The organism is Limimaricola variabilis, from assembly GCF_034371605.1.
GTDB lineage: Bacteria > Pseudomonadota > Alphaproteobacteria > Rhodobacterales > Rhodobacteraceae > Limimaricola > Limimaricola variabilis.
Genome location: NZ_CP139691.1, coordinates 976,277 through 1,002,040, shown reverse-complemented (window position 1 = coordinate 1,002,040; position 25,764 = coordinate 976,277). Strand labels below are relative to the sequence as shown.

Here is a 25,764-nt window from a genome sequence, read left to right as displayed (position 1 = left end):
CATGAAAACAGAGCTATCCTCGTATTGCGGCCAAGTCGAGACGCTTGGCATCGGAAGTGGTTTGTCCGGCATCGTCACCGATGGCGACCGGTGTCTGCGTCGCGTATCGCGGCCTGCAGCTTCACCGGGCTGAATGGCTTGCCCAGCAGGGAGACCGGCGCGATGGAGGCGATGTCCAGCTCCGTCAACTCGTGCAGGCTGCCGCTGACGATGATCGACGGAACGCCCAGTTCGGCCCGCAGGAAGGCCGCCGCTTCCGCCCCGCTCGAGGGGCCTGCCAGATGCAGGTCCACGAGGGCGAGGTCCGGGACCTGCGCGCATGCGATCTCGATCGCCGTCTCTTTCGTCGCGGCGATCCCCACGACCTCGTAGCCCATGTCCAGGATCTGCATTTCGAGGTCGAGAGCGATGAAGACCTCGTCTTCGACGATGAGGATGCGCATGCCGGGCTCAGCCCGGAACCGGGAAGCGGAGGGTGGTGCGCCACCCTTCCGGCGACCTCGACTGCTCGATCCGGCCGCCGATCTGGCGGGCCGACATATGGATCAGCCGCTGGCCCAGGCCGGAGCTCCGCCCGGCCTGTCCACCTGCGGCTTCGGACGGACCGGTGCCGTCATCGGTGACCGTCAGCACGAGTTCATCCGCGGTCTCGTCGCGCGTCAGGCGCACCTGCACCTTCCCGTCGGCTCGGCCGGGGAAGGCGTGCTTGAGGGCGTTGGTGATCAGCTCGTTCACGATGATCGACAGGCTGATCGCCTGGTTCGGGCAGAGCCGGATCGGCGCGAGGTCGAGATCGATCGTGATGCCGCGAACGTCGCAACCCGAAGAGGCCGCGACGTGATCGCACAGGTCGCGCAGTTGCTGGTCGACGGCCACGCTGGTCACGTCGCCATCGAGGTAGAGGCTGGCATGGATCGTGGCGATCGCGTTGACCCGGATGCTTGCGGACATGAGCCTTTCGCGGGTCTCGGGCGAGGCCCGGCCGCTTTCCAGGCTGAGCAGGCTCGCCACCATCTGGAGCGAGTTCTTGACCCGATGATTGACCTCGTCGAGCAGGATCTTCTGGTTGGCGAGCGCCGTCTTCAGCCGTTCCTCGTTCTGCCGGAACTCGGTGATGTCGACGACCATGCCGACGAGATGCGGCTCGCCATTCACCGGGCCGGGCAGGATCTCGCCGCGCGCCGAGATCCAGCGCATCGTGCCGTCGGGCAGGAGCAGCCGGTGCTCGAGATTGGTCGGACCCGGGCCCTGCTCGGCGGCGGAGAACACCTCCATCCGCACCCGATCGCGATCCTCGGGATGGACCCGTTCGATGAACGGCTCAATGTCCTCTCCGACCTCGCCGGGGGCAAAGCCGTGCATGGTGTCGACGCCGCCCGAGCGGACGAGCTTGCCGGTCACGAGGTTCAGGTCCCAGAACGCCAGCGCGGCGCCTTCCTCGGCGGTGCGCTCGCGCGCGTCGAGAAGCAGCTGCCGCGTCACCTCGGCGGTGACGTCCTCGACCAGCTGCAGAACGCAGGTGACCTCGCCCCCCTCGATCACCGGGGAGTGCGACAGCCGCCAGTAACGGGTCTCGAAGCCGCCATCCGACATGACGATGTCGTGCCGTCCCGGCTCCAGCGCGTCGGTCTTCCGCGTGTCGACCGCACGCGCGACCGATGCCCGGATCGTCGCTTCGAGGTTGGGGGTCTCGGGGCGCGGCGGGAACTCGTCGAACAGCGGGCGGTCGAGCAAGGTGGCGCGCTGGCGCGCCACGGCGGACTCGAACGCCGCATTGACGTCGATGATCTCGAGATTGGTCGACATGATGATCGCAGGCACCGGGATCGCGTGCAGGATGGACCTGCCGGACAAGCTGGGAGCGTCGAGCATGGTGACCTTTCAGTACGCCGTTCGGGCTGGCCCCGAACCTGGCAGCACCGCCCTACATAGCGTGTTGCCGCCCTTAATAAAGCATTACCGTGCGACCCCTGCCGCGAAGGAGGTGATGCATGACGAAGCCGTATCACCGGCTCGGCCACCGGTCCGCCAGACATCCGACGGGGCAGGGTGACGGCGCAGGCCGTCCGGCTCGCATCTGCCGTCAGCCAGCCCTTATCTGCTTCAGAACCGCCGCCACGATCGCTTCCGGCCGATCCTCCTGAACGAGATGCCCCGCACCTTCGATGGGGACACAGGCGCGGTCCGAAATCAGCGCCGCCAGGGCATCCCCCTGCGCAGGGGGAAGCCAGCCATCTTCCTGTCCCCAGAGTACGGTGACGGGGCAATCCATCCTGCCATAGAGGCCCTGCACCTCGTCGGTATGGCGCTGATCCATCTGGGCGATCTGCCGATAGAAGGCGGACTGGCCGACCGGCCCGCGCCAAGGGGCGCTGTAGATCTCGATGGCCTCGTCGGAGAGCGGGGCATGGGCCGCCGTCTGCAGATAGGCGGCGAGAAGCGCATCATGCATGTAGGCGGGCATCCCCGAAAACGCGGCCTCGTGTTGCCTGACATGCTGGACGAATGGCGACCCCCAGGGCGCCAGCGCCACGGCATCGAAGATCGTCAGCGAGGCGTAGCGCAGACCGTCGAGATAATAGGCCCGCAGGGCGGTGGCCCCTCCGAAGTCATGCGCGAGGACATCCGGTCGCGCGATCTCCCACTCCTTGAACAGAGCTGCGAGGACGCGGTTCTGCACCGCCAAAGATACGTCCTGACCGTCGCGCATCTCGGACTGTCCGTAGCCAACGAGGTCGAAGTAGTAGATTGTCCTGCGATCGGCGAGTTGCGGCGCGATCCTGCGCCAGACCTGCGAGGAGAACGGCGTGCCGTGGATGGCGACCAGCGGCGGACCGTCGCCGCAGCTCCCCCACCTGATCGCGTTGCCTTCGATGATCGACGTGTTCGGAAGATCCAGCATATGCGCCTCGAATTGCCCTCCGGCCATTCGACGACGTGCTTGGCCGGTATGCAACTCCAGCGAAGCCCCCATGGGGCCTTGGAGAGTATGAGGCAAGTCGGGCTATCCCGGGGCACTGGCCAGCTCGTAGAAGGCGGGGTCTGGCCGTGCCCTTCCATAAGCTGAGCTGGTTCGACGAACTAGCCGGGCCCCAAGCAGTTCCAAGCAAGGCTGGCCTTGCGGACGAAGAGGCAAGCTTGGCTGACGCGCTCCCAGGCGGCCTATGCCACCGATGCCGCCGGCTTCGTCGCAGACGAGATCGCGCGTGCCGACAGGGCGTCGAACGAATACCGGATCGCCGTGTTCAGGATCATCCCCCTGACCACCGCTGTTTGCGCGCCGGCGATCCCCTGCTTCGAGTCGCCTCTGTGGCGGGCGAGCCTGGTCACGACCATTGCCATGGTGGCGGTCATTCTGGTGATCGACACCAACGCCAACGCGCGGCTGGAGGCCTATTGGGGTAAACGCGCGCTGGCAGGGATTTCAGGTTGAACGCGGGCGACCATGCTCAAGTCTTATGGTTGCCCGAGCAAGGTCCTGTATTTCTTCACGAAAAGATCCTCCCCCTTCATCTTCCGCGTCAGCAGGTCACCCACGGTCATGATGCCGAGAAAGGAGCTGCCCCGTCTCGGGCCGAGCGGCACGAGGAGCGGGGACTTTTCGCCCCACGGCGCATAGGGCTTCATCTCCTCGAGCGACTTGCCCTTGCCGAGGCCCAGCAAGGTCCTTCGCAGCCAGGGCAGCTGACGGCTCGTGGCCACGATGGTCATCGCGTCGCCGGCATCGGCAACGTCGCCCGCAGCGAAGACGTTCGGAAAGGAGCCGGGCCGCAGCCAGGGGTCAACCTTGATGCGGCCAGCCGAGCTGACCTGTGCACCCGGCAAGGCCTGCAGGAGATCCGAGTTGGCGCGCGACCCAAGCACGGGGAAGATGAGATCGAACTCATGCTCCGACCCGTCCGCCAGCCGCAGGCTGCCGGCATAGGGCTCCGACAGGCTTTCGAGGTTCTGGGCCCGTTGTCCGAGGATCAGCTGCACACCGGCCCGTTGCAGCTTTTTGGCCAAGCCGGCGCCGAGGGCCGCCGGCTTGTCAGGAAACAGCCGCGGCTGATCCGATATCAGGGTGATCCTTTTGCCAGGCATCGCATGGGCGATCTCCCCGGCAAGCTCGGTGCCGACAGCCCCGGCACCGACGATGGCGACGCTCTTTGCGGCTTTCAATAACGCATGAATGCGGGCGTTCTCGGCCCGAAAGGCGGCGATGTCGTCACCCTTGGGCTTGAAGGGCGCGGCGTTGCCGGAGCCGGTGGCGACGACCACCTGGGTCGCAGCGATGTGCCGTCCGTCCTCCAGCGTCACGCCAGAGCCGTTCACCGACATGGCGCGCGCCTGGACGACGCGGCCGCGTTTCAGCAGGCTGTCATAGGGAATGAGCGCCCGGTCGAGCAGCGCGGGATCGACCACGCCGCGGATCATCGCCGGGGCATGGACGAAGTGGCTGCGCGGTTCGATCAGCGTCACCTCGGCCTTGGCGTCAAGGGATTTGGCAAGCTCGGCGCCGATATAGCCGCCGCCGATGATCGCGATGTGCTGGGTCATGGAAAGGTGCCTTTCTCTGGTGTTGCGACCGAGATAGGGGCAGCCCGACTTTATTGATATTTATACTTTCTACCGATCCATATAAGAAACGATTTAGAGGAGGCCGAGGTGAAACTCGATCAGCTGAAGGTACTGTGCGCCGTTGTCGAGACCGGCTCGGTCAAGGCGGCTTCCGAGCGGCTCAACCGCACGCAGCCGGCGGTGAGCCAAGCGTTGAAGGCTCTGGAATTCCAGACCGGGACGGAGCTGTTCGACCGCTCCGGCTACCGGCTCGAGCTGACCGCTGTCGGGCGGCGGGTCTATCTTCAATCGCTTCGGGTGCTGGCGGAGGCCGATGATCTGTCGCAACTCGTGCGCCATTTCGAAAAGGGCCAGGAGGAGACAATCACTGTCGCCGTCGATGCGAGCACCGATCCCGCGCTCCTGACGCCGGTGTTGGCGGAGCTTCAGCCCGTTTTCCCCGAGACGCGAATGGTGCTGCGCGCGGAGGTGCTCTCGGGCGCGGTCGGCGCGGTGAAGACGGGCGAGGCCGCGCTCGCCATCGCGCCGATGCTGCCGGTGATGCTGGAGGAGGAAGGTCTCGATTACATCGCCGTCGACCGGATCGTCATGCGCAACGTCGCGGCCCCCACGCTGATCGACGCGATGGACGGGCCTGAGCGGCTGTCGGACCTGCGCCGCTTCACCCAGGTGATCGCCCGCGACAGCGGCCCGGCCAGCGGCCTGTTCGACCGCGAACTCGGTGTCCAGAAGGGCCAACGTCGCTGGTATGTCGGCGACCTGCACACCAAGAAGGCGCTGCTGCTTGCCGGGCTGGGCTGGGGTCGCCTGCCGGAGCACATGATCGCCGGAGAGTTGGCTAAGGGCGAACTGCGGGAGATCGCTCTCCCGCACACGCATCTCGCCTTCGAGGCCGGGATCTTCGCCTTTCGTCAGCCTCGTCCCGTCATCGGTCCGGTCGCGACTGCGCTGTGGAAGAGCTTCGAGAGTCGTTCGGCGGACGCCGCCTCCAGCTAGATCGAGACTGAGGCACTCTCGCGGTTCACGGGGCCGCGCTTGGGTGGGGAGATAGAATACTGCTCGAGTTTCTTTCCGATCCCGGCCGCAATACGTAGCCAGCTCATCCTGCTACCGTCATATCAGGGCCGGAAGATCCGGCCAGATGAGGGGGGGCATATCGGGTTGCGCTGTAGATCCCAGCCGTTGAGTAGCTGGACTACATCCAAAGATAGCCTCGACCCGAGGTTGATTCCCGCGCAACGTTTTCATGGGCGAGCCCGACCGGGTTGTTTTCCCTTCTTCCATCAGGAGGGTTCATTGACCAGTGGGACAAGCATGGGTCCGGTCCCAATTGGAGTGTATTCCATACTCAGAGCGCCACAAAAGAGAGCGGCTCTCCATGAGGAGGCGAGGTCTATTTTTTGAACCCAGGTAGTTTGTTGTCAGGTTCGATGCATGATGGGATGGAACGTGTCTCGTAGCCGCATGCTCGTGATCGCAGCGTGTGTAATGGGAATTGCGCTGTCCGGCTTTTACCTCATGCGCCAAACAGCAAGCGATCCGATCCTATTGCTTCCTGATCCGGAAAGTCGAGATGTCCATCCGGGACGGGAACTGATCGTCAGATTTCCGAAGCGTGCCCCGGACGATGTCATTCTCAAGTTACAGGCACAGGACGGGTATCTGGTTGATCTCGATATACGACACGACGAGAGCGACAGGATCATCATCGCTAGACCGGTCGAGCCGCTAAGCTGGAACGAGAGCTACGAGTTTTGCTGGAAGAGCGAAGCAGGATTTTTGAGCTCTTGGCGATCTGAGCGGAGATGGAGCTGCTCCCAGTTCAGAACCATGAGTAAGCGGGGCAGGGCAGGATCCGCAGAGGCACCCATTCTCGTCATCGAAGGCGCTGATCGGCCTTTCAGCCGCTATTATGCAGAGATCCTGAAAGCTGAGGGGCTGAACGCGTCGGCCCATGTGGTTGCCGACGATTTTGGCTCCGATGACCTGTCCCGCAGATCTGTCGTAATCCTCGATACGGCGCATATTCCGTCCATAACCCGGATAGCATTGCAGGGCTGGGTCCAGAAGGGTGGGCTATTGGTCCTGATGCGTCCGGGTGCCGAGCTTCGTCAGGAGTGGGGGCTGTCGCGCGCAGGAGAGAAGAGCTTGACGGCAGCGATGATGCTGCCTTCGCTCGACACTGAGATCAGTCGCGGCTTCAACGCCGAGCCGCTTCAGGTGCATGGTCCGATTGACAGCGTACCGAGCAATAGCCCGAAAAATTCGGACGTACTGGCGCATCTGGCTCGTCTTGACGGTACGACCCTGCCTCTGAGCGCCTTGTCGGTGGTCCCACATGGGCGCGGGCATGTCGCTGATTTCGCATTTGATCTTTCCCGCTCAATCGTCCTGAGCCGTCAAGGCAACCCCGCCTGGATCAACGAGGACAGGGATGGCTCGAAACCTGTCCGCGCGAACGATCTATTCTACCCCGACTTCTTGCCTCTCCGCTATGCGGAGGTTCCGATGGCGGATGAGCTACAGCGGCTCCTGGTCAACTTGATCATCGAGCGTGCCCCGATCCCGTTGCCCCGCTTCTGGTACCTGCCGCGAAAGCTGCGTGCCGCTCTCATCATGACGGGAGACGACCATGCCACAGTGGATGGCACCCGAGACATGATGTTTCGACTGGACAAGCTGAGCGCGCCGGGGTGCCGGGTCGATCAATGGGAGTGCTTTCGTGCCTCTTCCTACCTCACGCTTCCCACGAAGTTTCACCGACAGACTGCCCTCGAGTTTGTCGAGAAAGGTTTCGAGCTGGGCGTTCATGTCGACACCGGATGCGCAGAGCGATCGAAGCCGGCCGCGTTCCTCAAACGCATATCAACCGAGTTCCAGAGCTTTCGAAGTTCCTACCCGGAACTACCACCTCAACGGACGCATCGCCTCCACTGCATCGTCTGGCAGGGCTGGGTCGACGTTCCGCTCGAAGAGCGGAAATCCGGAATACGGCTTGATCTCAATTACTACCTCTGGCCGCCGGACTGGATCCAAGGGCGCCAGATTTTCATGAACGGTTCCGGTTTTCCCATGCCTTATGCCGATCTCGACGGGAATGCTCTCGACGTCGCGCAGGTGGCGACGCATCTCGTCAATGAGAATTTGGTTCCGCACCACGAAGGGGTCTCACAGCTTATCGACGGCGCATTGGGGCCGAACCAATATTTTGGAGCCTTCGCCACGCATTTCGACTACACCGATGACTACGACCAGGTCCTGGCCGAGATTGCGATAGACCGTGGAGTGCCCCTGATATCAGCGGATCAAATGCTGCAATGGCTCGACGGCCGAAACATGTCGAAATTTTCGAGCATCTCTTTTGAGGCAGGCAACCTTGAATTCACGAAACATGTCCCTCCGGGGGTGGAGGGGGCTTGGGCGTTGTTGCCGCGTCAGTTCAGAGGCCTCACCTTGTCTCGGATAGAGTGCATGGGCGACCGCGTGGAGCACGTGATACAAGCCATAAAGGGGCTAGATATGGCATTCTTTCCGGCCACTTCCGGGGATTGCACCGCACGTTATCTGCTTGCGTCCTCGAAGGCGAAGGGCCCGCAGAGCAATGGCATCGCTGCGTCCTTCGTCGAAACTTTAGAGTAGGACTAGGTCCCTGTCAGACCACTGATCCTGCCGTCACCTCCCCTCATATCGGCGCGCCAGGCAGGCCGGGGGTGACAGTCGCACGCCCTCAGGTTTGAAGATGCGCCCGCACGAATGCATCGCAGCCCAGAGCACAGTCTCCCGGGTGTTCGGCGAAGCGGGGGCATGTCCGCTCACGTTCGAACTGGCCAGCAGTACCCTGTCAGTGGCGCCACGAGGCGAAAGGTACTCTCACTGTCTGAAAGTTTCTCGCAGTCTATTGAACTTGAATGCCGGAAAACATGCGGGCGATCATTCCTGAACGGACGGCGAGCAAGCTGACCAGCTGGCCTGCCTCCATCGGGTGATCCGGCTTCAGTCTTAGTGCATGACGGGCTTCAGAGCCACTTTTGGTGCGTTCGGCGGGGGTGATCCACCTTCGTTTTGGTGCCATTGTACGGCCTCTGGCGCGGGTGGACGATAGCCCAGAGACGAGTGGGGCCGCGCGGTATTGTAATGGACGCGCCATGCTTCGATCACCACACGTGCCTGGTGGAGCGAGTAGAATATCTCGCCATCCAGAAGCTCGTCGCGCAGCTTCGAATTGAAGCTCTCGCAGTAGCCGTTCTACCATGGACTGCCGGGCTCGATGAACGCCGTTTTCGCACCGACGGCATCAATCCAGTCCCGGACGGATTTTGCGATAAATTCCGGGCTATTATCTGATCGAACATGGCTGGGCACACCTCGTAGAATGAAGAGATCGGTCAAGACGTCGACCACGGCGGTCGAGTTAAGCTTCCGGTCGATCCGGATCGCCAGGCACTCCCGGGTGAACTCGTCGACGACGTTGAGCATGCGAAACTTCCTCCCGTCATGGGTCCGGCTCTCGACGAAATCGTAGGACCAGACATGGTTTGGCCGCTCAGGTCGCAGACGGATGCACGACCCGTCGCCCAGCCAAAGCCGACCTTTCTTCGGTTGCTTCCGCGGAACCTTCAGCCCCTCCCGCCGCCAGATCCGCTCGACGCGCTTCACGTTCACTGCCCATCCAGCCTCCCGGAGGAGCGCGGTGATGCGACGGTAGCCGTAGCGGCCAAACTGGCCGGCGAGCGCGATGATGTCCGTAGTCAGCGCATCGTCATCGGCCCGTCCGCGCGGCGTCTTCCGCTGGGTCGAGCGGTGCTGCTCGAGCACGCGACAGGCAAACCGCTCCGAGACACCGAGCTTTTGCCGGACGTGGTCGATACAGGCACGGCGGCGGGCGGGGCTTAGAAGTTTCCCGAGGCCGCCTCCTTCAGGATCAGCTTCTCGAGCATCAGGTCGGAGACGGCCTCGCGCAGCCGCTCGTTCTCCTTCTCGAGCTCCTTCAAGCGCTTCACCTGATTGGTCTTCAATCCACCGAACTCCTTGCGCCACCGGTAATACGTGAACTGCGTCACGCCGATGGTGCGCACAGCTTCGGACACCGTCCGGCCTTGAGGCACCAGGACGTCGACCTGCCGGAGCTTCACGACGATCTCTTCCGGCTTGTGCTTCTTCTGGGGCATTCTTGCACCCTCCAACTGGCTCGAAAGCCTACTCCAGGGAGGACCACTTTTCAGGGGGCAGGCCACTACGGCTACCGACGGCTGAACGTGCTGCTTCAACGCGAAGGCTGGCAGCTGAACCACAAGCGCCTGTATCGGATCTACTGCGAGGAAGGGCTGTCGATCCGCACCCGCAGCCCGAAACGCCGCCGGGCCTGCCGCTACCGATCGGGCCGCGCCGAGGCCGAAGGGGTGAACGACGTCTGGGCGATGGACTTCATCCTGATCCTAGTAGCCGGGATCTTTACTTGAAGCTGTCTCGAAAGATAACGAACAAGCGCACCTAACGCCATGCTTTCGACAACCTCTTTTCTAAGGTTACCCATCAAGCAGAAGAGTGTCGAAACATGTCTATCAAATACATCCCAGAACTTGACGGCCTGCGCGCAATTGCCGCGATAGCAGTTGTTGCATACCACGTTAGGCTTCCAGGAGTATCCGGTGGGTTTCTTGGTGTCGACGTATTCTTTGTGTTGAGCGGTTATCTCACGACCGCAATCGCGCTTTCAGGGCGCTACACTCCCCGCGAGTTTATTAAAAAGCGTTTCTGCCGGTTGTGGCCCTTGCTTTTGTGCGTAAGCGCAGCTGTTTCATTAATTGTTTCTCTCTCGGGACTGGCCATGTGGCACGAGGTTATTCCTGGCGCTCTATTCCTTGGAAACCTTTCGATAATACTCTTGTCACCTCCAAAGTTCATGCCCCACACTTGGACGCTTGGCGCTGAGATGCAGTTCTACGTGGGGCTTTCATTCCTCGTATTTACAACAGCAAGCATCTCACGTTTTAGAGTGATCGCCGTAAGTCTGTTCATAATATCGACTGCCGCTAGGCTGCATTATTCATACGGCGCAAACTGGTATGACGGCTACTATAGTCCACTCGCTCACTCTTCCGGGCTCTTTCTTGGCGCATTTCTAGCAACCCTTCCAATTGAACGCATTCGCTGCGCTCCAACTTTATTCGCGGCTTCCATCTCTGTCGTCTTTACGGCTTTCATTTTCGCTAATGCATATACGGCTACGGCTCTGACTTTCTGGATTTCGATAGTGGAAATCTCATCGATGGGATTGATTGCGTCGCTGGTTTCCGGCGTCGGTGTGCTTGGAGCGGCTCTTCGAACTCCAGTCATGCGAACTCTTGGCGCTTGGTCTTTTGGGATTTATTTGTGGCACTACCCGATTGTTGTCATTTCTCGTGGGTATCTGTCTCCTGGCGAGGCATTCATCATTTCATTATCGTCGGCGATCATCTTGGCCGCTATGACTTATCATTTGGTTGAGAGGAGCTGGGCAGTCTCCGATAGAAAATGGCGGCGAGCACAGCATGGGGTATTCAAGAGTTTTTCTCGGGTGGGAAGCTGTGACGGTGAAAGAATGTAGGTGGAATGAGCTTCGGTGGGCGACGCAGAGCCGCTTGGTTGACTAAGCAGTGAGTGCTGAAGCTGCACTCGCATCGAATAGCCCTGTGTTTTGTGGACGCCTTCTTCGCTAATTTTGAGGCAAGGAGGCCATGATGAGCAGCAGCAAGATCAGCGATGAGTTCTAGCGGGATGCGGTCGCGTATCATCGAGTGGGGCTAGCCGGTCAGGGAGGTGTCGCAGCGGCTCGGGGTCAGCCCGTATTCGTTCCACGCTTGGAAGAGGAAGTTCGTGAAGGCGTCATCAGGCGAGGCAGAGAAGGATACCGAGATCCGGCGCCTGAAGAAGGAGCTGGCTCGAGTTTCGGAGGAGCGCGATATCTTAAACAAGGCCACCGCGTATTTCGCCAAGGATGCAAAGTGAGATACGCCTTCGTGGCCGAGCATCGAGGGCAGTTCTCCGTCCGGGCGATGTGCCGGTGCCTGCGCATCTAGCCGAGTGGCTTTTATGCCTGGCTGAAGGCGCCGTTGAACAAGCGCGCTCGGGAGGGCGAGCGGCAGGGTCTATGGGCAGCGGAAGCTGCACGATGACCTGGTTGAACAGAGTGAAAGCCTCTGCCTGAACCGCTCTCCCACCTGACCAAGCTGGCCGGGATCACGGCGCAGATCGGCTGCAAGCGCCCCCCTGGCAAGTATGGCGGCAAGCCGTCCGTAGTGGTCGACAACTCCCTCGATCGGCAATTTGATGTCGAGGCTCCGGATACGGTCTGGGTCACCCACATCACCTCCATCCGGACGCAGGAAGCCTTCGCTTACCTTGCCGCGGTGATCGACCTCTTCTCTCTGCGCGTGGTCGGACGGTCCATGCAGTCGGCCAGCTGCCTGATGTCGTCCTCCAGGCTCCGCTCATAGCTATATGGCGGAGGAAGCCGAAGGCCGAGGTGCTGATCCACTCCGATCATTGCAGCCAGTTCACCAGCGTGGACCGGGCCACTTCAACCTGCTCAAGCGCGAACGGATCAGGCGGCGGATCGGAATGCTGTCGCCCATCGACTTCGAGTGACAGCAGAAATTGATGCCCGGGAGCGTCTAAGAAATGCGGGGCTATTCACCCTTTTGAACTCAGATCGCAAGTTTCATATCCTGACATGCCACGACGGCTTCGCGGTTCATGCGCCGTGCCATCTGCCAACACGCCAGCGCCACTGCCGCACCCACATAGCCATCCACCGCATAATGCCAAGCCAGTGCTACCGACCCGACCATGATCACCGCGGTGAAGGCTAGCAAGATCCGCCCTGCCCAGCTGGAATGGCGATAGGCATATAAGGTCATCAGCACGGAGATGGCCACATGCATGCTTGGCATGGCGGATATCCCGCGTGGTGCGGCCAAGCCCCGATAGCTGTCCCACAACGAGGCTTGCACATCGAGCGCCCAGAGTGTCGTAACATCATCAGCCGCGCGCAGCATCTCCATGAGTGGAGCGAAATCGGTCCCGAAACCCAAAGCCTCATAATAGACCGGGCCACCCGACGACAGCAGGATCGCCAGCCCGTTTCCGCCCAAAGCCCATGTCAGCACGAACGCGCAGAGAAAGATGTTGCGTTCGCGCCCCTTCGAGAAGGCCGCGACGAAGACGAAGAAATAGAACAGGAAGAACCAAGCGTGGTAGGCGATATTCAGGGCCTTGAGCACATAGGGATGGGCCATGAGGGGCATTAACAGCTTGTACGGATCCAGGCCAAAATGCAGCAGCCGGTCGAGTTCGGCGAGTTCCGGATCCCACGAGAAAGGGGCCATGCGCGGGATAAGTGGTTTGACGAAGGAAAAGCTTCCTATGAAAAGAGCCACCGCAGCAAGCGCAAGCAGTCCGCCCATAAGACGATCGCAATCGAGAAGAAGGGGGCGCAGATATGATGCCAGCCATGCGATCGGCTTGTCAGGCCGAATGACAAGTGCCATCTTCCCGAATTGCCACAGCAGCAAGATGAAAAGGAAGCACGGTAAGAATATCTGGAACAATGTTATCAAACGACCAGCCATGCCTGACTGATAGGGCACTCCAAGGGCAATACCGATAGCAACCGCAATGCAGGCGTGCATTGCGACAAGCGCCAGCAATCCCAGATGGCGCCGGAAAACTTGCCCAAACACAGTCCTAAGTATTACGCTGAAATGCGCTATCACCGTTACCACTCCTCTTTACTACAACCGAGGGGTGTAGGTCGGGAGTGGCGGCAGCAAGCCATCATTCGGGCGATTGTTTGGCGGTACATTCTACCTTAGCTTAGGCGTTCCGCCAGTCATGCAGTACCGAGCGTGTTGTCTAAGTAGAACTTCACAGCCGGGGATACAGCGACGGCAGTCTTATAGGTGTTGTTGCAGAACTCCTGGCCCTACGGTTCACAGAACGAAGAAGCCGCTTAGTTGGGTGGCATGACGAAGCCTCTGCCTGCCCGCTATCGCTCGACGAACTGGTCCGCTTACAATGTGGCGCTGCGGAAGCGCGGCTCTCTGCTGATCCGGCGGGACCGGGAGAGGGCGGGGCTCGCGTCACACGGAGGGCGGACGGTACGTCTCCCGGTCTTCTCCGAGGGCCCCATACAGTTTTGCTTGTCGATCTAGGTCCTGTTTAAACTGCCGCTGAGACAAACAGCCGGGATGGTAGCTAGAAGACCCTGGCTGGCCAGATCCCGTATCGCCGGGCCGACGGCCCGCTGAACCTGCTCGTTGACAGCACCAGGGTAAAGTTTCTAGGCGATGGCGAATGGCAGGCGCGCAAGCATGGACCGCAGGGCTGTCGCCAGTGGCGGAAGATCTACCTGGCGATGGACACGGCCACGTCCGACACTCGCGCCGTGGAGTTCACTCCCAGCCGCGACGGCGACAGCCCGGTCCTTCCGGACCTGCTCGACCAGATCCCCGACGACGAGCCAGTCGGCACCGCGATCATCGAGCGCCAGGCCACGGCGATCATTCCGATCCGCAAGAACGGACGACCCTGGAAAGAGGACAGGCCGGCCGCCCTGGCCCGACATGACATCCTCCGGGCGACATGGCATTTTGGTCGAGCCTTTTGGAAGCGGTGGACCGGCTACCACCTCCGTAGCCGTATCGAGGCCAAGATACGGTACCTGAAGGCGTTCGGGGAGCGCATCGCCGCGAGAGATCCCGACCGCCAGACCGCCGGGGTCCACATCCGCATCGCCCTCATGCACCGCTTCTCAGTTCTCGGCACCGCCGAGATCGTGCGCGTGACATGACCTCACTGGGGAAAGGGGCAGCTGCGCCTCAGGCCTGAGTTCTGCAACAATGCCTCCCCGCATAGCAAGGGCTTAAAACACCCTTCGTCACCGGCGGGAATGGCCATGAAGTCCAGCTGCGCTGGCCGCTCTGGACTGATCCACTGCGACGAGAAGGCCTTGAGGCCGCACTTGCCCTAGGCCCGGCCTCATGGCGGAGCTGGCCAAAGGTGCACGGTCGGCGGCGCTACGTCGAAAAAGCGTTGGTTTTCGACAGGGGCACCTCAGAGCGGCTAGAAACGGAACGATTTGCATAATGTCCGCTTCGGGCGAATTTCCACCGTTTCAGATCTAGTCTAGCGATCTCAAGTGAACTCGTGCGCCGGAAAAGGCCATGTGTGACCGCTCCTGACGACAATGCGCGTACGCGAGACGCGATGAGAGGGGCGGGCACAGAAATAGATGGTATAAACGGCATACAGCAGGCTCGCCCATCTTGCTAAGACCTTGATGATATTAGCTAAGATAGGGTGAGACTGGCGGAGAGACAGGGATTCGAACCCTGGGAACCCTTGCAGGCTCAACGGTTTTCGAGACCGCCCCGTTCGACCACTCCGGCACCTCTCCGCGGTCTGAGGGGCGTTTAGCCACTGCCGCGGGGGGGCGCAAGGCCCCTCGAACGATTTTTCCGTGCGGCCCTGGCGCGCCCCGACGTCAGCCGCCCCAGAGCAGCAGCGAGGTCACCAGCGCGCCGGGATTGGTCTCGTAGAGGCTGAGGTCTCCGCCGAGTTGCAGCCGCCGGGCCGGACGGTCGGAAAGGGGCACAGCCGCCGCGTCGAAGGCGCGTTCGAGCGCCGGGCCGCCGCCGGCCTCGATGTCGTTCAGCACGGCGCCGAAATTGCCCTTGACTGCCAGCTCGACCGCGCCGCGTCGGGCGTTGTCCTGCGCCGTGGCCGGCAGCAGCGTCGGGCGCAACCCGGGCAGGGCGCCTGGCGCGCAGGCCGCAAGCAGGACGAGCAGGGGGAGGGAGAACATTGCGCGCATGACGGGCCTTTCGCGGGGGTTGACTTGCCCCCGTGCCTCGCCGATAAGCCCGCATCCCGGCAAGCCCCTTGTCACGGGATGCGCGGCTATCCGCAAGGGATGCGCCGCCGATATCAACGAACGCCCGATGGGCGCGCTGTCCAAAGGTGGGCCACCGGCCCTTCAACGCCCCGCAGGGGGACCTGAGCGACGCGGCATACGAAGGAACGACACATGTTTGCGGTTCTCAAGACCGGCGGCAAGCAATACAAAGTGGCCTCGGGCGATGTGCTCCGGGTCGAAAAGCTGGCTGCAGAGGCGGGTGACACCGTCCAGTTCAACGACATTCTGATGATCGGCGACAGCATCGGCGCGCCCTTCGTCTCGGGTGCCGCGGTGCAGGCCGAAGTGATCGACCAGATCAAGGGTGACAAGGTCATCCACTTCGTGCGCCGCCGTCGTAAGCACTCGTCCAAGCGCACCAAGGGCCATCGTCAGCAGCTGACGCTGATCCGCGTGACCGAGCTGCTGGCCGAAGGCGCCGACAAGTCGGGCGTGAAGGCCGCGATCGGCGCCGGCTCCGCGCCGCGCACCGCCGAGGCCGCTCCGGCCGCCAAGGCGCCGAAGGCCGCCGCCACCGGTGGCGACGACCTCAAGAAGCTGTCGGGTGTCGGCCCGGCGCTCGAGAAGAAGCTGAATGCCGCCGGCATCACCAGCTTCGCCCAGATCGCTGGCTGGTCGGAGGCGGACATCGCCCGCTACGACGAAGAGCTGGGCCTGAAGGGCAAGATCGAGAAAGAGGGCTGGGTCGCCCAGTCCCAGGACCTCAAGGCCTAAGGAGAGAGACACATGGCACACAAGAAAGCAGGCGGCTCCTCCCGCAACGGGCGCGACAGCGCCGGACGCCGCCTCGGCGTCAAGAAGTTCGGCGGCGAAGCCGTGATCCCGGGCAACATCATCATGCGCCAGCGCGGCACCAAGATGTGGCCGGGCGCCGGCGTCGGCATGGGCCGCGACCACACCATCTTCGCCACGGCCGAGGGCCGCGTGACCTTCCACAAGGGTCTCAAGGGCCGCACCTTCATTTCGGTGCTGCCGGTGGCCGAGGCCGCGGAGTAAGCCGGATCTCGATCCGTTGACCAAGAGCGGGGGATCGGTGATGAGCCGGTCCCCCGTTCGCATTATGAACACAAGTGTCGCCCAGCATGGCGGCATGAGTCTCGGCACAGAACCGGGACCCGAGCAGCAGGGTAGCGGAGGAGGCGGCCCATGAAGAGCAACGACATCAAGGTGAGCGACGGCCAGCCCGTGATCGAGGCAGAGCGTTTCGTGCTGCGGCCCCTGCGCCGCTCGGACGAGGGGCTGATCGCGCATTACGCCGCCGATCCGCGCGTGGCGCGCGGCACCCGCCGTATTCCGCACCCCTTGCCGCCCGGCACCGTCACCCAGCTGATCGAGCGGGCGCAGCGTCCCGACCGCACCGAGGATGTCTGGGCCATCGACGGCTCGGGGAACCAGCTGGCCGAGGTGCTGGGTCTGGTCACGCTGACCCGCATGGATCGCGGCCAGTCCGAGGTGCATTACTGGGTCGCGCCCGCCTTCTGGAACACCGGTTTCGCCTCCGAGGCGCTGCGGGCCCTGATCGCCGCCAACCCGCATGGCGCGGCGCAGCTCTTCGCCGAGGTGTTTCAGGACAATGCCGTCTCGGCCCGCGTGCTCACGAATTGCGGTTTTGAGTATCTCGGCGATGCCGAGGCCTATTCCGTGGCGCGTGGCGGCACCGCGCCGACCTGGACCTACGCATTGAAGATCGGCTGATGACCCAAGAAATGAAGACCGAACGCCTCCGGCTCCGGCCGGTGCGCATGGAAGATGTCGTGGCAATCCATGCCACGCTGCAGGATATCGAGATCGCGCGCTGGCTCAGCCGCGTGCCCTATCCCTATGGCCGCACCGATGCCGAGTGGTTCGCGGGCGAGGTCGAGGCTGGTCGTATTCCGGCCTACGCCGTGCTCGACGCCGAGGGCTTTGCCGGGGTGATCGCTATCGACCCGACGCTGGGCTACTGGTTCGCGCGCGACCGTTGGGGCCGGGGCTATGCGACCGAGGCCGGGCGCGCGCTGCTCGAGATGCATTTCGCCACCACCGCGGCCGAGGCGGTCGAGGCAGGGTATTACGACGACAATGCGGGGTCCGGCCGGGTGCTGGCCAAGCTGGGCTTCGAGCGGGTGGGCCCGCAGATGCTGCCCTCGATGGTGCTCGGCCACGACGTGCCGGGCCAGCGGACGCGGCTGACCCGTGCCCGCTGGGAGGCGCTGGTCGCGGAAGAGCGCCGCGCCGCCGCCTGACACGAGCGGGCGGTCCCCGATGGGGGCCGTCCGCACGCGCCCTTGAGAAGGGCGGCATGATCGGCTACCTCAAGCGCCTATCCGCAAGAGGCGCCGACCCATGAAATTTCTCGATCTCGCAAAGGTCACCATCCGTTCAGGCTCGGGCGGCAATGGCTGTGTCTCGTTTCGCCGCGAGAAATTCATCGAATATGGCGGCCCCAATGGTGGCGATGGCGGCAATGGCGGCGACGTGATCGCCGAGGCGGTCGACGGGCTCAACACCCTGATCGACTTCCGCTACCAGCAGCACTTCTTCGCCCAGAACGGTCGCGCCGGGCAGGGCAGCCAGAAGACCGGCGCCGATGGCGACGACATCATCCTCAGGGTGCCGGTGGGCACCGAGATCATCGACGAGGACGAGGAGACGGTGATCGCCGACCTAACCGAGGTCGGTCAGCGCGTGGTGCTCGCCCGTGGCGGCAATGGCGGCTGGGGCAACCTGCATTTCAAATCGGCGACCAACCAGAGCCCTCGGCGGGCCAATCCCGGCCAGCCCGGGGTGGAGCGCCAGATCTGGCTGCGCCTGAAGCTGATTGCCGATGCCGGGCTGCTGGGCCTGCCCAATGCCGGCAAGTCGACCTTCCTGGCGGCGACCTCGAACGCTCGGCCCAAGATCGCGGATTATCCCTTCACCACGCTGGCCCCCAATCTCGGGGTGGTCGGCGTCGACAACGTCGAATTCGTCGTCGCCGACATTCCCGGGCTGATCGAGGGGGCCTCCGAGGGCCGCGGTCTCGGCGATCTGTTCCTTGGTCATGTCGAGCGCTGCGCCGTGCTGCTGCACCTCGTCGATGGCACCTCGGGCGACCCGATGGTCGATTATCGTACCATCATCGGTGAACTCGAAGCCTATGGCGGGGGTTTGGCAGAAAAGCCGAGGGTGACGGTGCTCAACAAGATCGACGCGCTGGACAGCGAAGAACGGGCCTTCCTGGCCGATGAACTCGCTGCCGAGACCGGCGGCGAGGTGATGTTGATGTCCGGCGCCACCGGCGAGGGCGTGACCGAGGTGTTGCGGGCGCTGCGCGCGCGCATCGACGCGGATCGCCTGCGTCAGAAGCAGATACCGGAAGAGGAAGACAAGACATGGCAACCCTGACGGACGCCAAGCGGCTGGTCGTAAAGATCGGCTCCGCCTTGCTGGTGGACCGGGAGACCGGGCAGCTCAAATCCGATTGGCTGCGCAGCCTGGCCGAGGACGTGGCGATGCTGCGCGACAACGGCACCGAGGTCACGCTCGTGTCGTCCGGCTCGATCGCGCTGGGACGTCGGGTTCTGCACCTGCCCGAGGGCGAGCTGCCGGTCGAGCAAAGCCAGGCCGCGGCCGCCGTCGGTTCGATCCGCTTGGCGCGCGCCTATGAGGACGTGTTCACGCCATATGGCAAGATCACCGCGCAAGTCCTTGTCACTCTTGATGATTCCACGAACCGTCGCCGCTATCTCAACAGCCGCGCGACGCTTGACACGCTGCTGTCGCTCGGGGCGATCCCGATCGTGAACGAGAACGACACCATCGCTACCGACGAGATCCGCTACGGCGACAACGACCGTCTCGCGGCGCAGGTCGCGGTGACCGTCGGCGCCGACCAGCTGATCCTGCTGTCGGATGTCGACGGCTTCTACAACGGCAACCCGCATGTCGACCCGAACGCCAAGCGCTTCGAGGAGGTCGAGGAGATCACCCCCGAGATCCAGGCCATGGCCGGGCTGGGCGTTTCCGGCCTGTCGAAGGGCGGCATGATCACCAAGCTGCTCGCTGCCAAGGTCGCCTCCGAGGCGGGCTGCGACATGGCGATCACTCTAGGTTCGCCTTTGAACCCGTTGAAGCAGCTTCTGAACGGCTGCAATGCCACCTGGTTCAAGGCGCAGACCGACCCGCATTCGGCGCGCAAGAACTGGATCTCGGCGATGAAGCCCAAGGGCGAGATCCGCATCGATGCCGGTGCCGCGAAGGCGCTGGCCGACGGCAACTCGCTGTTGCCCGCCGGTGTGACCGGCGTGTCGGGCCGCTTCGGCCGCGGCGATCCGGTGGCGATCACCGGCCCGGACGGCATCCGGGTGGGGTTCGGCCTGACCCGCTATACCGCCGAGGAGACCCGCAAGTTGCGCGGCCACCAGAGCGACGAGATCGAGAAGGTGCTGGGCTACAAGGGCCGCGCCTCGCTGGTGCATCGCGACGACATGGTCGTCTGAGTCCGGCCCGCACCTCGCAACCGAAACCCGCTTCCGGAAGGAGCCCCGCATGACCGACCAGACCGACATCCCCGCCCTGATGAAGGACATCGGCGCGCGCGCCCGTGCCGCCGCCGCCGAGCTGGCCTTCGCCAAGCCCGAGGCCAAGAAGGCCGCGCTCGAGGCCGCAGCCGAGCAGGTGCTGGCCCGTGCCGAGGAGATCAAGGCCGCCAACGCCAAGGACCAGGAATTCGCGACCGAGAAGGGCATCAGCCCGGCGATGATGGACCGCCTCAAGCTCGACGACGACCGGATCCGGTCGATCGTCGACGGGCTGCGCGCCATCGCCGGCCAGGACGACCCGGTCGGTGCGGTGATGACCGAATGGGACATGCCCTCGGGGCTCAACATCCGCCGGGTGCGCACGCCGCTCGGCGTGGTCGGCGTGATCTATGAAAGCCGTCCGAACGTCACCGCCGATGCCGGCGCGCTTTGCCTGAAATCGGGCAATGCGGTGATCCTGCGCGGCGGCTCCGAAGGCCTCAACTCCTCGACCATCCTGACCGAGTGCCTCAAGGCCGGCCTCGAGAAGGCAGGTCTGCCGGTCGACGCGATCCAGCTGGTGCCGACCCGCGACCGCGACGCCGTGTCCGAGATGCTCAAGGCCACCGACTATATCGACGTGATCGTGCCGCGCGGTGGCAAGGGGCTCGTCGGTCTGGTGCAGCGCGAGGCGCGCGTGCCGGTCTTCGCCCATCTCGAGGGCATCGTGCACATCTATGTCGACAAGGATGCCGACCCGAAGAAGGCGATGGAGGTCGTGCTCAACGCCAAGACCCGTCGCACCGGCATCTGCGGTGCCGCCGAATGCCTGCTGGTGCACGAGGACCTGAAGGACGGACTCGGCCGCGAGATCGTCGCGGCGCTGGCCAAGGCCGGCGTCACGGTCCACGCCGCGCCCGAGTTCCAGGACGTCGAGGGCGCGGTGGCCGCGACCGATGACGATTGGGGCCGGGAGTATCTCGACATGGATATCGCCGCCAAGACCGTGCGCGATGTCGATGGCGCCATCGAGCATATCCGTGCCTACAGCTCGAACCACACCGACGGCATCCTGACCGAGAACAAGGCCACCGCCGAGCGCTTCTTCGAGCGGGTCGACAGCGCGATCCTGGTGCACAACGCCTCGACCCAGTTCGCCGATGGCGGTGAGTTCGGTATGGGCGCCGAGATCGGCATCGCCACCGGCAAGATGCATGCCCGCGGCCCGGTCGGGGCCGAGCAGCTGACCAGCTTCAAGTATCTCGTCGTCGGCGACGGCGCGGTGCGCAGCTGATCACAGCGCGATCTCGATCCCATGCTCGCCCGTGTCGATCGTGACCGGGCGGGCTTGGGCGCGCAGCATTTTGGCGGCCACGGCGAACTGCGCCTCGCTGGGCTGTGCGGCGGGGTCGATCTCGGCCTTGCGCAGTCGCTCCCAGGCGGGAGCGTCGATCCTGAACCGCGGACCATGGCCCCGCAGCCGCAGCGCGGCGTCCGGGCGCCCCGACACGATGATCCGGCCGCCATGCGGCAACGCCGTCTCGGCGCAGCACAGCAGCAGCAGCACAAGCTTCAGCAGGTCGCGGCGCATGCTGCCCGCGACCTCCCACTCGATGCGCAGCCGGTTGCCGCGCGACAGCCCGTCGAGCAGCGCCACGATTTCGGATCGGCCGACCGCCTGCGCGGACGACGCCGCCCCGAAGGCGAGGCGAAAGAACCTGACCCGGGCAATCGCGGCCTCGACGCTCTCGGCGATCAGCGACAGCTCCGGCCCCGGCGGCGCAGTCATTTCCAGAAGCTCCACGCCATTGCCGATCGCGCTCAGCGGGCTGATGAGGTCGTGGCACAGGCGCGAGGCGATCAGCGCGTCGAGATCCGGCTCGTCGGTCATCATCCGTTCCAGCAGATTGAGGAGGCCGAGATGGCCGACATGAATTCCATCATCACGCCCGGCATGATCGTGCGCCATCCCGATCGCCCCGAATGGGGCGAGGGGCAGGTGCAGTCGAACATCAACGGGCGCATCACCGTCAATTTCCGCGAGGAGGGCAAGGTGGTGCTCGACGGGGCCAAGGTCACGCTCATCCTCGTCTCGGCAATGGGTTGATTGCAACCCAGAGTAGCGATGAGTTGACGGCTGTCAACTTATGCGTTGGGACGGCTTTGGTTGCCATTCTCCGCCGCGCCCCCTAGAACCCGGCTGCCGCATCCAGTTCCGGAGACCGCCCGCATGGCGCCCGTGCCGAGCCCGACCCGCCGCCGATGATCTCCTGTTCTCCCTCCCTGACCATGCGGCTCGCCCGGGACGAGACCGACAGGATCGAGGCCGAGCGGCTGCGTTACGACGTCTTCGTGCGCGAGCTGGGCGGCGACGGCCCGATGGTCGATCACGAAGCGGGCCGCGAACGCGACCGCTTCGACGCCGTGACCGAGCAGTTGCTGCTCATCGACGAGGCCCGCCCCGAGGGTGCGCGCGTGGTCGGGCTCTACAGGCTGCTCGACGATGACGGCGCGGCGAAGATCGGCCAGTTCTATACCGAGGACGAGTTCGACCTCGCGCCGCTGCGGGCCTCCGGGCGGCGGCTGCTCGAGCTGGGGCGCTCCTGCCTGCACCGCGACTACCGGGGCGGCACCGCCATGTTCCGCCTCTGGCAGGGGCTGGCCGAGCATGTCGAGGCGCGCGGGGTCGAGATCCTGTTCGGCACCGCTTCCTTCCGCGGCGCCGATCCGGCGCTGCACGCCATGCCGCTGGCGCTTCTGGGGCGGGACCACCTCGCGCCCGAGGCGCTGCGCGTGACCAGCCGCCAGCCCGAGCATGCCCGGCTGCCGGAGCTGCCCGAGATCGACCGCGCTGCGGCGATGCGGGCCATCCCGCCGCTGATCAAGGCCTATCTGCGGCTCGGCGGGCGGATCGGGCAGGGCGTCTTCGCCGATCGCGATTTCAACACCACGGATGTCTGCATGATCCTCGATGTCGCCGGCACCCATGCCGATCAGCGCGCCCGCTACGGGGGGCGGAGTTGAGCAGCGCCCCCGGACGCCCGACCTGGCACGGTGCCGATCCCGCCCCCTGGGCGGGGCCCGACCCGCGCGGCTGGCTGCGCGTGGCCTGGCGTGGACCGCTGCTGGCGCTGGCCATGCTGGTCGCGCTTTTAGTGTCGCTGGCGCTGCGCCCGGCCGAGGCCGCAATCTGGGGGATGGAGCGCCCGGTCACGTCGCGCATCACCCGCGTCGCCTGCCGCGTCGGGCTGGCGATTTTGGGGCTGCGCCTCCGGGTCAGCGGCGCGCCGATGCGCGGGCAGGGCGCGATGGTCGCCAACCATGCCTCGTGGCTCGACATCTTCGCACTGAACGCCCGCGCTTCGGTCTATTTCGTGGCCAAGGCCGAGGTCGCCGGATGGGCCGGCATCGGCTGGCTGGCGCGTGCCACCGGCACCGTCTTCATCCGGCGCGACCGGCGCGAGGCGATGGCACAGGTCGGACTGCTGCGCGAGCGGCTGGCGCATGGCCACCGGCTGCTGTTCTTTCCCGAGGGGACCTCGACCGACGGGCGCCGGGTGCTGCCCTTCAAGCCGACGCTCTTCGCGGCGTTCCTGTCGCCGGATCAGCCCGAGCTGGAGATCCAGCCGGTGAGCGTGGTCTATCGCGACCCGGATGGCGCGTCGCCGCGCTTTTATGGCTGGTGGGGCGACATGGAGTTCGGCCCGCATCTGCTGCGCATCCTCGCCGCCCGGCGGCAGGGAGAGATCGCGCTGGTCTACCACGCGCCGCTGCGCGTCGCCGACCATCCCGACCGCAAGGCGCTGGCCCGGCGGCTGGAGGAGCGGGTGCGCGCCGGCCTCGCCGAGGCGGGCGCGCTCGATGCTCAGCCGGCGGTCATCGCAGAGGCATAGCGGCGCAGCGCGTCAGCCGCGTCCTCCTCGCGCCAGATCTCCTCGCCGATGCCGAAGAAATCGGCATGCGGCGCGAGCCGACGCACCAGGTCGGGGTCGAGCGCGCCCTCGGCCACCACCGGCACCTCGATCATCATCGACCACCACTCGAACAGCTCCGCCTCGGCCTGCGGCGCGGTGCCCAGATCGGTCGAGCCGACCGGGCCGAAGGAGACGTAATCCGCGCCCAGCTCGCCCGCCGTCATGCCGTCATGGCGCGAGCTGCCGCAGAACGCGCCGACGATCGCGTCCTCGCCCAGTTCCTTGCGGATCGCGCGGACCGAGCGGGCGCCATCGGTGAGGTGCACGCCGTCGAGACCCAACCGGGTAACGAGCTTGGGGTGGCTGTCGATCACCAGCGCGACGTCGCGCGAGATGGTGACCTCGCGCAGCGCGTCGGCGGCACGGGAGATGCGATCCTCGTCGCGGCTGGCGAGGCCGAGGCGCACGCAGGCCACCTCGGTCGCGTCGAGGCAGGCGGCGAGCCGGTCGGGAAAGCTCGACAGCTCGAATTCGGGGGGGGTGACGAGATAGATCTGCGGCGCGTCGTCTTGGTCGCTCATGAGGGCCTCCTGCACTTCGAGGCGCCCTATATCCGGCCTTGCGCGGCTTGGCTACTTCGGCTCGAGGCTTTCCGCATGGGCGAGGGCGAGCCGCATCAGCGCGGCGCGCCGGTCGTCATCGGCCATCGCCTCGTCATCCGCCGCCACCATGCCGCCCATCGGCTTGCCGGTGAACTCCATCGGCCCGGTGCCGGGGATGGCGCGGGCCTCGGCCTCGCGGGCCTTTCCGACGCGGAACATCGCGCCCTGCGCGGTGACGCCGCAGACCATGTGGCCCGACAGCATGAAGGCCAGCCCGCCGAACATCCGCTTTTCGGCGATGCCGGGCCGGTCCTCGAGATCCCCGCGCAGCAGCTCCGCCAGCCCCTCGTCATAGGCCATGGGCCTTCTCCTTGTCTTGGCCGTCCCCCGAGGCTACACCGCCGCGCATCCTTCCGACCAGCCCCGGGACCGCCATGACCGAGCCTTTGCCGCAGCCTGCCTTCGTCCTGATCCGCCCGCAGATGGGCGAGAATATCGGCGCGGCCGCGCGCGCGATGTGGAATTTCGGCCTCGACCGGATGCGGGTCGTGGCGCCGCGCGACGGCTGGCCGCAGGAGCGCGCGGTGGCGCTGGCCTCCGGCGCCGGGCGGCTGCTCGACGAGGCGATGCTGGCGGCCGACACGGCCGAGGCGGTCGCCGACTGCACCCATGTCTACGCCACCACGGCGCGGCCGCGCGGCCTCACCAAGGAGGTGATGACGCCAGAGGCCGCGATGCGCGACGCCGCCGACCGGATCGCGCAGGGCCAGAAGGTCGCGGTGATGTTCGGGCCCGAGCGCGCCGGCATGGAGAACGACGACATCGCCCGCGCCAACACCATCGTCTCGGTGCCGGTGAACCCGGAATTCGCCTCGCTCAATCTCGGCCAATGCGTGCTGCTGATGGCCTATGAATGGCGCCGCGCCAGCGCGCAGGTCGCCGATCGGCGGATCGAGATGGCCGGTGCCGAATGGGCGCAGGCGCACGAGGTCGAGAAGCTGGCCGAGCATTACGAGGAACGGCTGGGCGAGGCGGGGTTCTTCTTCCCCGAGCACAAGGCCGCCCATATGAAGCAGACGCTGCGCAACCTGTGGAGCCGGATGCCGCTCACCCGTTCGGACGTGCAGACGCTGCACGGGGTGATGCGACAGATGGTCCGCTGGAAGGAGCGTGGCTGAGGACCTAGGTCCGATCCGTTCCAAACCGTTGACCGGGCGGGGTGTTGCCGCCCATGCGGGCGCATCCTAGGCTGC

The 25,764-nt window shown here is 64.5% G+C and carries 24 protein-coding genes, 1 tRNA gene and 4 pseudogenes; 18 read left to right on the top strand and 11 right to left on the bottom strand.

Annotated elements, in window-relative coordinates; all coding sequences use genetic code 11:
• Positions 1-74: 74 nt before the first annotated feature.
• The 3 genes from T8T21_RS04915 to T8T21_RS04905 all read right to left on the bottom strand — a co-directional run bounded on the left by T8T21_RS04915 (position 75) and on the right by T8T21_RS04905 (position 2,902).
• Positions 75-443, bottom strand: a complete 369-nt coding sequence (locus T8T21_RS04915; RefSeq protein WP_183469483.1) for a response regulator — start codon at positions 441-443, stop codon at positions 75-77.
• A gap of 7 nt (positions 444-450) precedes the next feature.
• Positions 451-1,872 carry a sensor histidine kinase gene (locus tag T8T21_RS04910; protein WP_322337028.1) on the bottom strand — a complete coding sequence of 474 codons (1,422 nt, stop codon included), beginning with the start codon at positions 1,870-1,872 and terminating at the stop codon, positions 451-453.
• A gap of 211 nt (positions 1,873-2,083) precedes the next feature.
• Positions 2,084-2,902: an alpha/beta fold hydrolase gene (locus T8T21_RS04905; protein ID WP_322337027.1), complete on the bottom strand. Its 819-nt coding sequence runs from the start codon at positions 2,900-2,902 to the stop codon at positions 2,084-2,086.
• Positions 2,903-3,118: 216 nt separating this feature from the next.
• On the opposite strand from T8T21_RS04905, the gene T8T21_RS04900 reads away from it, so the two are divergent.
• Positions 3,119-3,433 carry a hypothetical protein gene (locus T8T21_RS04900; RefSeq protein WP_322337026.1) on the top strand — a complete coding sequence of 105 codons (315 nt, stop codon included), beginning with the start codon at positions 3,119-3,121 and terminating at the stop codon, positions 3,431-3,433.
• A gap of 23 nt (positions 3,434-3,456) precedes the next feature.
• On the opposite strand, the gene T8T21_RS04895 is transcribed toward T8T21_RS04900, so the two are convergent.
• Positions 3,457-4,539, bottom strand: coding sequence for an NAD(P)/FAD-dependent oxidoreductase (locus T8T21_RS04895; RefSeq protein ID WP_322337025.1), 1,083 nt, complete (start codon positions 4,537-4,539; stop codon positions 3,457-3,459).
• 108 nt (positions 4,540-4,647) lie between these two features.
• Here T8T21_RS04895 and T8T21_RS04890 point away from each other — a divergent pair, with 108 nt between their 5' ends.
• A complete protein-coding gene (locus T8T21_RS04890) occupies positions 4,648-5,556 on the top strand; it encodes a LysR family transcriptional regulator (protein ID WP_322337024.1) in 909 nt (302 codons plus the stop codon).
• Positions 5,557-5,994: 438 nt separating this feature from the next.
• A complete protein-coding gene (locus tag T8T21_RS04885; RefSeq protein WP_322337023.1) occupies positions 5,995-8,199 on the top strand; it encodes a hypothetical protein in 2,205 nt (734 codons plus the stop codon).
• 360 nt (positions 8,200-8,559) lie between these two features.
• Here T8T21_RS04885 and T8T21_RS04880 read toward each other — a convergent pair.
• A pseudogene (locus tag T8T21_RS04880) lies at positions 8,560-9,728 on the bottom strand (IS3 family transposase).
• A 66-nt stretch (positions 9,729-9,794) separates the two neighbouring features.
• On the opposite strand from T8T21_RS04880, the pseudogene T8T21_RS04875 reads away from it, so the two are divergent.
• The 3 genes and pseudogenes from T8T21_RS04875 to T8T21_RS04865 form a co-directional block, all read left to right on the top strand.
• Positions 9,795-9,989: pseudogene (locus T8T21_RS04875) on the top strand (IS3 family transposase); the annotation flags it as partial.
• Positions 9,990-10,114: 125 nt separating this feature from the next.
• Positions 10,115-11,146 (top strand): acyltransferase family protein, encoded by a 1,032-nt coding sequence (locus T8T21_RS04870; protein ID WP_322337022.1) that lies wholly within the window; start codon positions 10,115-10,117, stop codon positions 11,144-11,146.
• Positions 11,147-11,276: 130 nt separating this feature from the next.
• Positions 11,277-12,186, top strand: a pseudogene (locus tag T8T21_RS04865) (IS3 family transposase).
• Positions 12,187-12,245: 59 nt separating this feature from the next.
• On the opposite strand, the gene T8T21_RS04860 reads toward T8T21_RS04865, so the two are convergent.
• Entirely contained in the window at positions 12,246-13,313 is a 1,068-nt protein-coding gene (locus T8T21_RS04860) for a phosphatase PAP2 family protein (RefSeq protein ID WP_322337021.1), read from the bottom strand.
• A gap of 249 nt (positions 13,314-13,562) precedes the next feature.
• On the opposite strand from T8T21_RS04860, the pseudogene T8T21_RS04855 reads away from it, so the two are divergent.
• A pseudogene (locus tag T8T21_RS04855) lies at positions 13,563-14,389 on the top strand (IS5 family transposase).
• Between the two features lie 516 nt (positions 14,390-14,905).
• Here the strand turns inward: T8T21_RS04855 and T8T21_RS04850 are convergent.
• A tRNA-Ser gene (locus T8T21_RS04850) sits at positions 14,906-14,995 on the bottom strand.
• An 87-nt stretch (positions 14,996-15,082) separates the two neighbouring features.
• Positions 15,083-15,412, bottom strand: coding sequence for a hypothetical protein (locus T8T21_RS04845; RefSeq protein WP_322337020.1), 330 nt, complete (start codon positions 15,410-15,412; stop codon positions 15,083-15,085).
• A 213-nt stretch (positions 15,413-15,625) separates the two neighbouring features.
• Between T8T21_RS04845 and T8T21_RS04840 the strand changes: the two genes are divergently transcribed.
• The 7 genes from T8T21_RS04840 to T8T21_RS04810 all read left to right on the top strand — a co-directional run bounded on the left by T8T21_RS04840 (position 15,626) and on the right by T8T21_RS04810 (position 21,289).
• Positions 15,626-16,228 carry a 50S ribosomal protein L21 gene (locus T8T21_RS04840; RefSeq protein ID WP_183469467.1) on the top strand — a complete coding sequence of 201 codons (603 nt, stop codon included), beginning with the start codon at positions 15,626-15,628 and terminating at the stop codon, positions 16,226-16,228.
• A 12-nt stretch (positions 16,229-16,240) separates the two neighbouring features.
• Complete coding sequence (gene rpmA, locus T8T21_RS04835) at positions 16,241-16,510, top strand: 50S ribosomal protein L27 (RefSeq protein WP_183469465.1); 270 nt, start codon at positions 16,241-16,243, stop codon at positions 16,508-16,510.
• A gap of 150 nt (positions 16,511-16,660) precedes the next feature.
• Positions 16,661-17,209: a GNAT family N-acetyltransferase gene (locus tag T8T21_RS04830; protein ID WP_183469463.1), complete on the top strand. Its 549-nt coding sequence runs from the start codon at positions 16,661-16,663 to the stop codon at positions 17,207-17,209.
• Positions 17,210-17,220: 11 nt separating this feature from the next.
• The gene (locus T8T21_RS04825) at positions 17,221-17,739 is read left to right on the top strand and encodes a GNAT family N-acetyltransferase (protein WP_322337019.1); all 519 of its coding nucleotides are present in this window, start codon (positions 17,221-17,223) and stop codon (positions 17,737-17,739) included.
• 100 nt (positions 17,740-17,839) lie between these two features.
• Positions 17,840-18,880, top strand: coding sequence for a GTPase ObgE (obgE, locus tag T8T21_RS04820; RefSeq protein WP_183469459.1), 1,041 nt, complete (start codon positions 17,840-17,842; stop codon positions 18,878-18,880).
• Positions 18,868-19,974 carry a glutamate 5-kinase gene (gene proB, locus T8T21_RS04815; RefSeq protein ID WP_183469457.1) on the top strand — a complete coding sequence of 369 codons (1,107 nt, stop codon included), beginning with the start codon at positions 18,868-18,870 and terminating at the stop codon, positions 19,972-19,974. Before obgE ends, proB begins: the two co-directional genes overlap by 13 nt.
• Positions 19,975-20,023: 49 nt before the next feature.
• Positions 20,024-21,289, top strand: a complete 1,266-nt coding sequence (locus T8T21_RS04810) for a glutamate-5-semialdehyde dehydrogenase (RefSeq protein ID WP_322337018.1) — start codon at positions 20,024-20,026, stop codon at positions 21,287-21,289.
• Here T8T21_RS04810 and T8T21_RS04805 read toward each other — a convergent pair whose 3' ends face one another.
• Positions 21,290-21,886, bottom strand: a complete 597-nt coding sequence (locus T8T21_RS04805; RefSeq protein ID WP_322337017.1) for a histidine phosphotransferase family protein — start codon at positions 21,884-21,886, stop codon at positions 21,290-21,292.
• A gap of 30 nt (positions 21,887-21,916) precedes the next feature.
• On the opposite strand from T8T21_RS04805, the gene T8T21_RS04800 reads away from it, so the two are divergent.
• From T8T21_RS04800 to T8T21_RS04790, 3 genes are all read left to right on the top strand, one after another.
• Positions 21,917-22,102 (top strand): DUF3553 domain-containing protein, encoded by a 186-nt coding sequence (locus T8T21_RS04800; protein WP_183469451.1) that lies wholly within the window; start codon positions 21,917-21,919, stop codon positions 22,100-22,102.
• Between the two features lie 182 nt (positions 22,103-22,284).
• Positions 22,285-23,019: a GNAT family N-acetyltransferase gene (locus T8T21_RS04795; protein ID WP_322337016.1), complete on the top strand. Its 735-nt coding sequence runs from the start codon at positions 22,285-22,287 to the stop codon at positions 23,017-23,019.
• Positions 23,016-23,888, top strand: coding sequence for a lysophospholipid acyltransferase family protein (locus T8T21_RS04790; RefSeq protein ID WP_407660112.1), 873 nt, complete (start codon positions 23,016-23,018; stop codon positions 23,886-23,888). The genes T8T21_RS04795 and T8T21_RS04790 overlap by 4 nt, the downstream gene beginning before the upstream one ends.
• Here the strand turns inward: T8T21_RS04790 and T8T21_RS04785 are convergent.
• Complete coding sequence (locus T8T21_RS04785) at positions 23,861-24,490, bottom strand: thiamine phosphate synthase (protein WP_322337015.1); 630 nt, start codon at positions 24,488-24,490, stop codon at positions 23,861-23,863. The two genes, T8T21_RS04790 and T8T21_RS04785, sit on opposite strands and share 28 nt — an antisense overlap.
• A 51-nt stretch (positions 24,491-24,541) precedes the next feature.
• Positions 24,542-24,871: a TfoX/Sxy family protein gene (locus tag T8T21_RS04780; RefSeq protein ID WP_322337014.1), complete on the bottom strand. Its 330-nt coding sequence runs from the start codon at positions 24,869-24,871 to the stop codon at positions 24,542-24,544.
• Positions 24,872-24,945: 74 nt separating this feature from the next.
• Here T8T21_RS04780 and T8T21_RS04775 point away from each other — a divergent pair, with 74 nt between their 5' ends.
• A complete protein-coding gene (locus T8T21_RS04775; protein WP_183469443.1) occupies positions 24,946-25,689 on the top strand; it encodes an RNA methyltransferase in 744 nt (247 codons plus the stop codon).
• Positions 25,690-25,764: the final 75 nt, after the last annotated feature.